This window comes from Coleofasciculus sp. (genome assembly GCF_046539235.1).
Classification (GTDB): domain Bacteria; phylum Cyanobacteriota; class Cyanobacteriia; order Cyanobacteriales; family Coleofasciculaceae; genus Coleofasciculus.
The window spans coordinates 1-12,129 of the sequence record NZ_JBKHHI010000187.1 but is presented as its reverse complement, the minus strand read 5'-3'; the positions used below and the strand labels follow the sequence as shown (position 1 = coordinate 12,129).

Here is a 12,129-nt window from a genome sequence, read left to right as displayed (position 1 = left end):
GATCTGAAGGGGGACTTTGATCTACTGTACTTTATTACAGCGCAAAGAGCTGTATTTCTTCAAGTTGAGGCGATCGCAGATGTAAATCCCGCTGCGGAAAGGGAATCTCACTATCATAATGGCGCAGACAGGCTTCAATCCGATAATTGAGATCACTTGATGAGGTACAGCCTCAAGCAAGATCCCCAACTTCTCCAAGAAGTCAGGGATCTGTCTGTAGTGGACATTGCCCACCCTACATTAGCTGATCCGATTATTTTGACCCTAAGCGAAGCCGAAGGGTTAATCAAAACTCAAAACTTTCCTTCCCTGTCCCCTGATGCACAGTTTTCACCCATTTCAATCGCTTAGGACGCACGGACATACGAGCGGTTGTAGCTGACATGACCAGCATCCAGTGCATCATATAAAGAACGCCACGCACTGTTTGTAAGGCATTGAGAAAGAAAGCACCAATTGTCAACGGTTGATCACGCTGGATGCGACGCAAACCCGTAAACATACCAATGAAAGACAGAGTAAGGGCTAATCCCGTAATCGGACTATACAGAGGTAAACGAGAGCGAAGTATTGCCATTAAACAATCGGGTATCGCCGCCGTTGGCAAGATGTACTGAATAATTAAAAACGAGAATAAATCGATAGTTTTGCTCAAACCCAAACGATTACTAGCAATCAGACGCCAGTAGTCTAAATAACGCTGATATCCGCCTTCTGCCCAACGACTCCGCTGATGCCAGAGGGATAGGGCGCTTGTCACACCTTCCTCATCCACGCCAGGAAATTCGAGGAAACGAATATCCCATCTATCCAAATGCAAGCGTATAGTTAAATCCAGGTCATCGGTAATCGTTTGCTCATTCCAGCCGCCACAGCGTTCTAATGCCGAACGGCGGACAAACTGACCATTTCCCCGCAGTTCACCAATCCCACCAATGGCAGTCCGTTGATTTTGGAAATAGCTATCCAGCGCCATTTCTGCCATCTGTCCTTTTGTCCAGAAATTCAGAGGCGCATTCGCGATCGCTTTTCGCACTTGTACCGCCCCGACTCTCGACTGGTTAAAGATTGGCAACACTCGCCGCAGTAGATCTTGAGTCACATGGGCATCGGCATCAAAGACACCAATCACGTCCCCTTTGGTTAAGGGTAATACATGATTCAACGCCCCAGATTTACCGCCTGTGGCATTGGCATCGCGATGAAATACGTTTAACTGATCGTATTCTGCCGCCAATTGATCTAAAAGGATTGGGGTTTTATCCGTACTGTGATCGTTAATCACCCAAAGTTCGCAGCGTTCCTGGGGGTAATCTAAGTTACACAGCATCCTTACCAGGTTCTGAATTACCGCCTCTTCATTCTTAGCAGCCACCAGTAAGGACACAAACGGAAAATCCGCTGGATTCTCCCCCTGTAGCAGTTTCGGCACTCGGATGGGTCGCGCTACTAATACCCGTATCGCCTGAATACCCAACAGTGCGGTTAAACCAAAAACTAACCAATACCCCCAGGACAGCAGATGCAGAGTGATCGTCCCTCCCCAAATCAGGGTCAGCGCCAACGCCGCTTTGCGTCGTCGCCCTTCGAGTCCCTGAAAGAAAAAGTCGCTCTCAAAATCATCTTCAGACCACTCAGACAGCAGAGAGCTAAGGGGATCAAGCTCACTGCTATGGTTATTCTCTGTCCAGGAGTTCTCTGGCATAAGCTCCTTGATTTCTCCACCCATGCAAATAAATTGTATCTAATTGTAACTTAAATCGTTAATTTTTTTATACTTTGAGGAGTATGCTCTAGTATTTTAACGTTTGCTCGTTCTGCATGGGTGAGGATATAGCGTTTGTATGGTGATATCGTTTCTGAGTACAGCCGTATGGGGACTAGGTTCTGTCCTCTGGGTGGAACTAATCCGCGACTTCTATCACGTCCTGTCCCATCATTGGACACCGTTATATCGGTTGCACGTTTGGCACCATCGGGTGTTCAAACCGGATTTAACCCCGGCTAGTGAGCAAATTTATCGCCAAGCCCATTGGTACAATGATTTACCCGAATCCCTGGTGATGTTGCTGTTTAGCCTCGGGTTGTGGGGAGTCGCCTATATCTGGAGTGAACCCCATTGGGCGGCGTTGGCGGGTGTTGTTTATACGTTAAGCTTTTTAGGAAGTGCGATCGCGCGGGGGAGTGGACTCTCCGGTGCCGATGAATTAACCGACTTAACCCATCGTCCCGGACCATTCTTTAGTCCCCCCTCAAACTGGACAGTCAATCGCCCTTATCATTGGCGACATCACTTTGATAACCAAAAGGCGTATTATTGTGGCACATTGACCTTCGTCGATAAACTTATGGGTACTGCGCTATCCCTGAAAGGTAAAACGGTAGCCGTTACTGGGGCGTCTGGCACATTGGGGCGATCGCTATTGTATCAGTTGCACCAGCGCGGGGCTAAAGTTATCGGGTTAACCTCGAAGTCAGACCCGATTATTTTAACCTCAGAAGGCGAACCGTTATCGGTGAAAACGATTACCTGGCAAGTGGGACAGGAATCTGAGATTGCGGCTGAGTTAGAATCGGTTGATATATTGATTCTCAATCATGGGATTAACGTCCATGGAGAAAGAACCGCTGACGCGATCGCGAAATCTTATGAGGTGAATACATTCTCCAGTTGGCGGTTATTAGAATTATTTTTGCAGACCGTTCGCACCAATCAAGATATTGCCCGCAAGGAAGTATGGGTAAATACCTCCGAAGCCGAAGTCAGTCCAGCCGTCAGTCCCCTCTATGAATTAAGCAAACGGGCATTAGGAGATTTAGTCACATTACGCCGCTTAGATGCGCCTTGTGTGGTACGGAAACTGATTTTGGGACCGTTTAAGAGTAATTTGAATCCCATTGGCGTTATGTCTGCTGATTGGGTGGCAAAACAAATTATCAACTTAGCGGTGCGAGATGTCCGGAATATTATTGTCACGATTAATCCGCTCACGTTTTTGGCATTTCCGATCAAAGAGTTTTTGGTCAGTTTATATTTCCGAGTCTTTAGTCACAAGGCGTCAGAATCATCAGTTAGATTATGACAACCCTGGTTCTTATTTCCTGTAGTAAAAGAAACACCAGTTAAAGGTAGGGGCGACCCGCTTGCATCAATTAAAAACTGTGTCCACTCAATTTTGTCTGGTCGCCCTTTACCCAATTTCCGCTTGTTGTTTTAGATTTTATACAGTATTTCCTTAGGGTGCGTTAGAGGCTGTCTCTAATGGTTCACTTCATCAAATCTTCACACTAACCCCCAAATTATCAGGTTCTGATGAAGAATTTATGAAGTTAATTCATTCAATGGGATGCATAAGCGATTAGTTCTGGGAAATATAACAATCTAGGATACAATCCTGTCAGAGGGAAAATCCGTATTTTTACTTACACCCCAAGTGCATCCCATGAGCGCCGTCCAAAACTCAGTCTATGAGTATCAAGTTGGGGGTTGTCTACCCATTGATGCTCCCACCTACGTGGTTCGACAAGCTGACAATCAACTCTACGAAGCGCTGAAAGCTGGAGAGTTCTGTTATGTCCTCAACTCCCGCCAGATGGGGAAGTCTAGCTTACGGGTTCGCACAATGCAGCGCCTGAAGCAGCAGGGGATTGCCTGCGCTGCTGTTGATCTGACCGCGATCGGATGCCAAAATATTACCCTAGAACAGTGGTACGCGGGTATTGTCTACACCTTGGCGGGCAGCTTTGATCTCATGGATGCCAGTGAACTAGAAACTTGGTGGTCTACGCGCAAACATCTCTCTATTGTACAACGGTTTGGTACATTTTTTGATGAGGTATTACTTCAAGCAATCCCGCAAAACTTAGTCATCTTTTTCGATGAAATCGATAACGTTCTCCGCTTAAAATTTCCGGTGGATGATTTTTTAGTCGCGATCAAATCTTGCTACAATCAGCGAGCCACTAATCCTAACTATAAACGCCTCACGTTTGCTTTTCTCGGTGTTGCCACACCCTCTGATCTAATTCAAGATAAATACTGCACCCCATTCAATATCGGTCAGGCAATTGAACTTTCCGGATTTAAACTCGAAGACGTTCAACCATTAGTGCAGGGATTAGTGGGAAAAGTCAGTCATCCCGATTTGATTCTCCAAGAAATTTTAGCCTGGACAGGAGGTCAACCGTTTCTCACCCAAAAGCTTTGTAAAATAGTTCATCAACAGGTTGAGACGCCAAGACATTACACCCAAACCGGAGAGATCCGGCAACCTAGCCTGCTACAGAGAATTTATCCGGGACTAAATCTTAAATCGAAAACATCAGCTTGGGTCAAAAAAATCATTCAAAGCCAAGTCATTCAAAATTGGGAAGCCTTTGACGAACCCGAACATCTCAGAACGATCCGCAATCGCTTGCTCAAATGTGGCCAGCGTCATCCCGAAATTATTTATATCTACCAGCAAATTTTACAAGATGGACAAATCACAGCGAATGAAAGTCGTCCCCAAATGGAATTGCGGTTGACCGGATTAGTGGTCAAGCAAAATAGTCAACTTCGAGTCTATAATCCGATTTACCAGTCTGTTTTTAATCAACAGTGGGTGCAGCAGCTCCTTCCTAGTCTACCTCAACCCGTTTCCTTCGCGAAAAGAAATCACGAGGGAGATCTTGACTTAGACACCTTAGCCGAACGTCTCTACAAACACTTAATGGACTGCTTACAACGGGAATCCCCGGAGCAAATGATTGAGCGTTTCCATCAATTGTTTATCCATGGAATCGACTATTCAGACCCAAAAATTTTAGATATACTCTACAGAATTACCGCATCTAGACGAGCGGATCAAGAGTTTAAATATATCATTTATCGCTGCTGTCACATTCTGGTGAACCGCTGGCAAATGACGCCTAAAGAAAATATGGCGATCAACAAGTTGCTGGAGCTGTTCCAAATTAGCCATCAGCCCACCTCTAGCCGTTTGCGACAACTCGTACAAACCTTTATCGATTCCGAAGAGTATCGAGCCTTAGAACGTCTGAGGGTAGTGGTGGATGAGCCAACATCTACAGAAAAGTATTCTAAATGGGAACGGAAGAAATTAGCTGAGTTAATTGGGCGATATCCATTCTTATTTTCCTATTGTCTATTGAGTCAAGACTGTTCCGAAGAAGCTCAGCAAACCATCCAAAAACTGCAAGCGGAAAAACAGCAACAGTTGGAAGACGAATTGTGGCAGTATGCAACCTATCTAGTAAAGGGAACCGTATCCCCTACTAGAATGAGGAAGCCATCGGTAAAAAATCCCACGCTATTGGATGATGAAGAATTGTATCTGGCACTGCGGCAGTTTGGCGGAAAAGCCAAGAATTCCTCTGCCTACTGTGAGGCACAAAAATTCCTACACCGCACATTTAAAACGCCTTCTTATTCTCTCTTTAAAGACAATTTATATCAGTATATCATTGCATCAATTGATCCGAGCTATGGACAACATTACTTTTATGGATTGTTAAATAAACACCTGGCTAATACGCTAACTGAATATAATCAGAATAAACTGGATAAATTCCTGATCAAGAAAACATGCAGCCAGTTGTTTAATTTACTCATCATCGAAAGTCCAGAAAAACCGGAACATTATTGGTTTGATGATTTAGTGGTTAATCTGGGTTCGCTACAAATGACAGTTTTGCTGCTTAAACTGGTTTTGTTGTCTCCATCTGAAATTCGCCCCGACCTGGAAAAACGCATGGCTATTTTATTCAATCACTATGAATCAAAACCAATAGGAGATATCCCCTCTCTAGTTAAATCCATGGAAAATTTAAATGTTGCTTTTGTAGTCAATTTTGGCTTCAGAGATTTTTCATTGATTAATAAGTATTAAGTAGGTTGGTGGAAATAAACTTAACTAGATTAAGTTATATAAATAAGTCTCAAACCCTTACTGTTCCCCGTTCCCTGTTAAGAGTTCCCTAATCTCCATCCCCCTTAGCCCCCATCCCCCCTAGCTGCCCTTTGAAAGGGGGGAAAAATGTCCGAATCTTTAACAATTTTTAATCACCCAGGATTTTAGGAGTTCATTCACTTGGTCAGGAACCTCATCATGGGGACAATGACCGGCTGGGAGATAGTATTCTGTCAGTTGAGGATAATATTGACGGAATTTGGCTCCCCGTTCTTTGGCATTCATCCAGGGATCACCTTCTCCCCACAAGAGTAATAAGGGACAGCGTAATTGGGAAAGCAACACATCGATTTTTTCCCCTTGGGGCGATTTGAAGACGGAAGCAAAGACTTTATGCGCTCCGCGATCGCAGGAGGGACGATAGATATCTTCGACCAGCTGATCAGTAATAGCGCTGTGATCTAAATAGACTTGCTTGAGGGTTTTGCGAATAATTGCCCGTCGCCGCAGGTATTGAAACAGAAGGAAACTCGCCCAAGGTTGCAATAAGAAACTTCGCGTCAGGTTCTTGAATCCCTTTCGCCCTGAATTCGATGACTCTGGAACTTTCGTCTCGGTAAACGGACCCGCACTATTGAGCAAAACCACTCCCGCCGCAGAATCAGGACGTTGCGCCGCTACACACAGCGCACAATAGCCACCTAAAGAGTTCCCTGCCAACACCACAGGCTGACCAATCACCTGGGTGATAAAATCATGCAACTGGTCTCGCCACAAATCACCACTATATTGCCAGTCTGGTTTAGCGGATCGTCCAAACCCTAATAGGTCAATTGCCCAAACTTCAAAGTCTTGTTGGAGTTCAGCAATATTCTTGCGCCAGTGATCCGTCGATGCACCAAATCCGTGGATTAGTAACAGAGGAGGACGTTGCGATCGCCCTTCACCCGCTTTGACGTAGTAAATGGACTGTCCTCGCCACTGCCAATAGATGCCAGGAATAGTAGCTGTTGCTGCAACGGGGGTCGCCTGCATGGTTCTCGATAATGTTAAGTAACGTTAACTAATCTTAATATAGCGTAAGCGTTAAGGAATAGGATCACCATTTAAAGGTGTAGGGGCGGGTTTCACTACTATCTCTTCGGTTGCACCCAGATGCGACTAAACCCGCCCTAATACGCAGGTTTCGTGATTTCTCGTGAAAAGTCAGGGATTACTCAAGCGTTAACTGCTGGTGTTTGTTCGACTCAGTGGATATTTGCACATCAACATTCTCCGTCGATTTTTTCAACGCGGCTAACTTAGGAATGGCGGTGCGACTCATCTGGTAATACTCTGCATACCGCTCAATACCAATACAGCAAACGCCTACAGCTTCGGCGGCGGCGACTGTCGAACCTGAACCCATAAAGGGGTCAATCAGAATACCTTCGCCTAAGGGTAAAACAGCATGAACAACTTGGCGTAAAAACGACTGAGGTTTTAAACTGGGGTGATTCGCAATCTCCCGTTCTTGACGCGGAGTCCGTTCACTAAAAATAACATCATTAAATGGATTACCATCAGGTGTTCGTCGTAAGCCTCCCGTTTTAAATTCTCGCAAACAGTCACTCACTTTCATTCCTGATGGGATAGGTTTTCGCAGAATCCCCCACGGTTCATAACATCCTCTCGACATAGATGATACATGAGGAAACTCCTGTTCAGCATTTTTTGGGCGATCGCCGCCGCGCAGTGTTCTAACCAAACGAATTAATTCACCGCGAAATTCTAACCCACCTTCAACGAGTGCCGAAAAAACTAATTGAGACAGAAAAGCATTACTGGCAACAAAGACATGACCCCCAGGACGTAGTACACGCACGACTAATTTAGCCCACTCAACAAAGAAACATTTCAAAGTAGTTCGCTCCTTCTGAGTCAGTGCTGTAAATCGGGGCAAAGGTGAACGTTGATGTCCATCATAAGACGGTGGAATTCTCCAAATTCCTCCTTTACCATTGCTTCTTTTCGTAATTTGCTCAATGTCATATTCTTTTACTCCATAGGGTGGATCGGTTACCACCCCATGAATGCTATTTTCCGGTATCTGCGCCAACCAATCAAAGCAGTCTGCATGCAGGATAAGGGAGCCACCTATGGTTTCTGAGTTGTAGTTAAATGCCAGATTATGCATTATTTTATCTTATTACAGGCTTAGTATGGGATGAATATACCAGCCAAGTTCAATCATCTAGGCATTATGCCGGATAACCAGCCTATTATAGAAAAGACTCTCTTAAAATAAATGGCACTGAAAATTTGCCTTTTCGGATCGTCGAAACCCTTGATAGACCGTAGGGTGGGCACTGCCCACCAGCCTCATCTGAGCGTGCCATTCCTATTAAGATGGATATAATATCACTCTCCCATGATTGCCCCTAGCCAGTTTCAGGATTACCTAAAAAACATCTGTCACCGCTACGAACAGTGGTGGGCTGTGGATGCGTTGACTGAAACAATCGCAGCTAAACAGGCAACCTTCTCATTTGAGCAGATGGTGCAAACTGAAGAGAAGAGAGGAGAAGAGAAGCCACAGATAGTTTCACTGCCAATACTTAAAGGAATCCAGAATTACGTTGAATCCGAGCATATTTTACTGGTAGGTTCGCCCGGTGTCGGCAAATCAACCGCGCTTTTGCGTTGTTTAGTCAGTTTTGCAAAAAAGGAGCTTGAAAAACCAGAACCTCGAATTCCTGTGCTGGTTCCGTTGAAAAGGTACAACGTCCGTTTTTCTACCTCTGAAGATCCATCGGGGATGTTGACTCTGATTAGAGATGCCCTTAAGCCACAACTACGACTGAAAATTCCCGAAGTTGAAGAAGTATTGTTTCAGAAACGGCTGATTCTGCTTTTAGATGGCTTGAACGAGATGCCAGCAGATACAGCTCGTACACAACTTAAAGCATTTCGTGAGGAGTGCCAATATTCAGAAATACCACTCATCTGCACAACGCGAGAACTAGGCAGCGGCGATTTGGGTATCAAAAGAAGGTTAGAAGTTCAACCGCTTAGCCCTCCAGAAATCAATCGCTTTTTACAAGAATGTATGCCCGCTCAAGCGGAACAAATATTGCAATTATTGAGCCGAGACAATCGAGAGTTGAGTCGCACGCCATTTGTTTTATGGATGCTGTATCAATTGTTTCAGGAAAAGGACACTGTTGTCGAGACGTTGGGAGAGGCATTCCGTCAATTTTTCCGGTCTTTCAAAAAATACAAGGAAGACGCACCCGTTACAGATGAACGCCGTAGAGATTGGAATCGTTGGTTGGAACATCTGGCGTTTACAATGCTGAACAATCGGGAGCCAACTGATCCGGGCTTGATTATTTCTGATGAACGAGCAGAAAAAGTTCTTACTGAAAGGTTTGGTGAGCTTTATGGTACTTCCTCCCGGATTGAAGAGTTGCTTAAGTATCATCTTTTAGAAAGATTCTATGATAGAGAAATTAGTTTTCACCATCAAATAATTCAGGAATATTACGCGGCGGAATACTTGCTGGAATATGTACCTGATCTTCTGAGAGATGAGGAAGGTGTAAAAAAACTGAAGTGTCATTATCTCAACTCCCTGAAATGGACAGAGCCAATTGCACTTATGCTTGGGCTATTAGAAATAAATGAAGAGACAGCTAAAAACCAAGCAATAAAAATAATAGACCTAGCGTTGAAGGTAGATATATGTTTAGGAGCAAGGTTGGTAGGGGAAGTAAAACCTGATTTGCAGAAGGAGACAATTGGTTTAATTGGTGTATTTAATATTTCTCATTCTCTTAAGATTCATCTATATGGCATGACTCGCTCTGAGAAGGTAATTCCTATTTTAGAGCAAGAACTCGTAAGCGAAAATCTTAGTATTCATAACAAAGTTATAGAAGCATTGGCAAGAATAGGTAATGAGTCTACAATTCCTGTTCTTATCCAAGGTTTAGAACATAAAGATTATTGGCTTGGTTCCACAGTTGCTAGAGTTTTAGGAAAGATAGGTAGTGAGAAAGCCATTCCTAATTTAAGGAAAGCTTTGGTCGGTAAAAATTCCCATATTCGTGCTGCTGCGGCTTCTGCGTTAGGTCAAATCGCAAATCCAGAGGCTGTACCTGCTCTGCTCCAAGCTCTGGAAGACGATAACCTCGAAGTGCGTAAGAATGCTGCCTCTGCATTAGCAGCAATTAATGGTGAAGCAGTAATTCAGGCTCTGGTTCAACATTTGAAGCATCAAGACTTCCAAGTTCGTAAATATGCTGCTCTTGCACTAGGAAAAATGGGTCATGAAGCGGCGATTCCTACACTACAGCAAGCTCTGGAAGATTGGAACTCTCAGACAGATGTCAACCCTATTATTCGTATTCATGACTCGTTTAGCAGTAGCGCTATTTTTGCTCTAGCGAAAATTAAGGCTGAAGATGCCGTTCTCACTATAGTTAAAGTTGCCTTGGAGCAGAACGAGTCCTTTCTTCGCAGAATAGCCATTGACAATTTAAAGGAAATTGAGCATCAAGTTACTATTTTTTCTCTGCTTAACGCTTTGGAGGTAGAAAATTGTATTATTCGTTCTAGAGCTGCTGAGGCACTAGGTAAGATTGGCAGTGAGGAAGAAATTCCCTATCTACTCACAGCTTTTGAGAATAATTTTCCTTGTGTTCGCTGGAGTATCGCTATTGCTTTAGGAGAAATTGGTCATAAAAATACTGAGGTAGTCTCTGTTCTGCTTCACGCCTTGAAAAAAAAGGAAGATACTGACCGTTGGAGTGCTGCTATTGCATTGGGAAAACTTGGCATCCCAGAAGCAATCCCTACTCTTCGAGAATTCTTAAAATATTGCTCCCACGAGAATTGTTATCAGGTGGCTAGGGCTTTGAGGCAAATTGGTAATCAAGAGGCAATTCTTACTCTGCTTGAAGCATTAGATGATGAAGATACTGAGGTTTGTCGTATCGTCGCTTATGAGTTAGGGCAAATTGGCAAGAGTGCAATTCCAGCTTTATGTGAGGCTTTTAAAAATAAAAATCCTAATATTCGCGCCAGTGCTGCTAGATCGTTAGGTAGAGTTGGAGGGGAGGATGAAATTCCTGCTCTATTGCAAGCTTTAGAAAATCAGAATCATCAGATTCGCGCCAGTGCTGCTGAGGCATTGGGAGAAATTGGCAGCAAAAAAGTAATTCCTGCTTTATTTCAAGCAATTGAAGTTAAAACCCCTCTTGATTCTCTTGTTGTTCATCCAAAGGTTATTGAGGCAATAGGTAAAATTGGGGACTCTGAAGAGTTACCTCAACTGAATAAGCTTCTGTTAAAACCAAAAATTACAGTTCGAGAAAATTTACTTACTGCGATCGCTGCTATCCAATCACGCTGCGGATTCTACAACTACGAAATAGCTCAATACTCACCACCAGAACTAAATGTAACTGATACAATAGAATGGCAACCAAGTCAAATAAATATTTACATGAGTGATAACAAGTTCGATTTCGATCAACGTGGAGCAACCATCGGTGTTAATGTCGCCAGCGAAGGCAGCAATATTAAATTCATTCAACATGCCAAGCAGAATATCAACATCTCCGAGCAGGATCTTGCTGAAGCTGCCCAAAAGATTCAAGCTCTGCTGAATCAACTCGCTCAAAGCTATCCCCCTACATCCGAACCCCAACAACAGACCTTTATCCAAAAATTCTTAGAACGGCTTGAATCTACTCCTAACCACATAAAAGTTATTCTAGCAGGTGGCATCGAAGGGCTAAAAATTCTCTGTCCTCCTGCCGGAATTCCTGTTGAAATGGCACGTTGCCTCTATGAAGTCGTGCAAGAACGTTACGGTCAACCGTAATATCAAATCCTCTGAACTGCCCATAATAGCAATGCTGTAACCGCCATCATCGCAGGCTTTTTTATTAGGGGGGATTTCCTGGATTTCATATAAGTTAATGAGAATAAATCATGCAAATCACGCTCGAACTTCCTGACGACATCGCCAATCAACTACAACTGCAACCTGCCAACATCTCCCGCCGAATTTTAGAACTTATCGTGGCTGATAACTATCGCCAAGGACACATTGGAGCCGCCCAAGTGCGCCAAATGCTCAACTTCTCATCCCGTTGGGAAACCTACGAATTCCTCAAGCGTGAAAAAGCCTATTTGCCTTACACGGAAGATGATTTAGAGCAGGATTCAC

Annotated in this window: 7 protein-coding genes; 4 read left to right on the top strand and 3 right to left on the bottom strand. The window is 44.0% G+C overall.

The window, feature by feature from the left end:
• Positions 1–286: 286 nt before the first annotated feature.
• Positions 287–1,705 carry a glycosyltransferase gene (locus ACLFWI_RS16925; protein ID WP_446413885.1) on the bottom strand — a complete coding sequence of 473 codons (1,419 nt, stop codon included), beginning with the start codon at positions 1,703–1,705 and terminating at the stop codon, positions 287–289.
• Between the two features lie 139 nt (positions 1,706–1,844).
• Here ACLFWI_RS16925 and ACLFWI_RS16920 point away from each other — a divergent pair, with 139 nt between their 5' ends.
• Together ACLFWI_RS16920 and ACLFWI_RS16915 are read left to right on the top strand one after the other, a co-directional pair.
• Positions 1,845–3,083: a bifunctional sterol desaturase/short chain dehydrogenase gene (locus ACLFWI_RS16920; RefSeq protein ID WP_446413884.1), complete on the top strand. Its 1,239-nt coding sequence runs from the start codon at positions 1,845–1,847 to the stop codon at positions 3,081–3,083.
• 360 nt (positions 3,084–3,443) lie between these two features.
• Complete coding sequence (locus ACLFWI_RS16915; protein ID WP_446413883.1) at positions 3,444–5,891, top strand: AAA-like domain-containing protein; 2,448 nt, start codon at positions 3,444–3,446, stop codon at positions 5,889–5,891.
• Between the two features lie 159 nt (positions 5,892–6,050).
• Here the strand turns inward: ACLFWI_RS16915 and ACLFWI_RS16910 are convergent, their stop codons facing one another.
• Positions 6,051–6,947, bottom strand: a complete 897-nt coding sequence (locus ACLFWI_RS16910) for an alpha/beta fold hydrolase (protein WP_446413882.1) — start codon at positions 6,945–6,947, stop codon at positions 6,051–6,053.
• 178 nt (positions 6,948–7,125) lie between these two features.
• Positions 7,126–8,088 carry a DNA-methyltransferase gene (locus ACLFWI_RS16905; protein WP_446413881.1) on the bottom strand — a complete coding sequence of 321 codons (963 nt, stop codon included), beginning with the start codon at positions 8,086–8,088 and terminating at the stop codon, positions 7,126–7,128.
• Between the two features lie 234 nt (positions 8,089–8,322).
• On the opposite strand from ACLFWI_RS16905, the gene ACLFWI_RS16900 reads away from it, so the two are divergent.
• Both ACLFWI_RS16900 and ACLFWI_RS16895 read left to right on the top strand, forming a co-directional pair.
• Entirely contained in the window at positions 8,323–11,781 is a 3,459-nt protein-coding gene (locus ACLFWI_RS16900; RefSeq protein WP_446413880.1) for a HEAT repeat domain-containing protein, read from the top strand.
• 110 nt (positions 11,782–11,891) lie between these two features.
• Positions 11,892–12,129: UPF0175 family protein (locus tag ACLFWI_RS16895; protein ID WP_446413879.1), on the top strand; the 238-nt coding region annotated here is incomplete at its 3' end.

What these genes read in the sequence shown, in the direction of transcription:
- ACLFWI_RS16900 (WP_446413880.1), top strand. Translation starts at nt 8,323, where the DNA reads ATGATTGCCCCTAGCCAGTTTCAGGATTACCTAAAAAACATCTGTCAC.
- ACLFWI_RS16905 (WP_446413881.1), bottom strand. Translation starts at nt 8,088, where the DNA reads ATGCATAATCTGGCATTTAACTACAACTCAGAAACCATAGGTGGCTCC.
- ACLFWI_RS16925 (WP_446413885.1), bottom strand. Translation starts at nt 1,705, where the DNA reads ATGCCAGAGAACTCCTGGACAGAGAATAACCATAGCAGTGAGCTTGAT.
- ACLFWI_RS16920 (WP_446413884.1), top strand. Translation starts at nt 1,845, where the DNA reads ATGGTGATATCGTTTCTGAGTACAGCCGTATGGGGACTAGGTTCTGTC.
- ACLFWI_RS16915 (WP_446413883.1), top strand. Translation starts at nt 3,444, where the DNA reads ATGAGCGCCGTCCAAAACTCAGTCTATGAGTATCAAGTTGGGGGTTGT.
- ACLFWI_RS16910 (WP_446413882.1), bottom strand. Translation starts at nt 6,947, where the DNA reads ATGCAGGCGACCCCCGTTGCAGCAACAGCTACTATTCCTGGCATCTAT.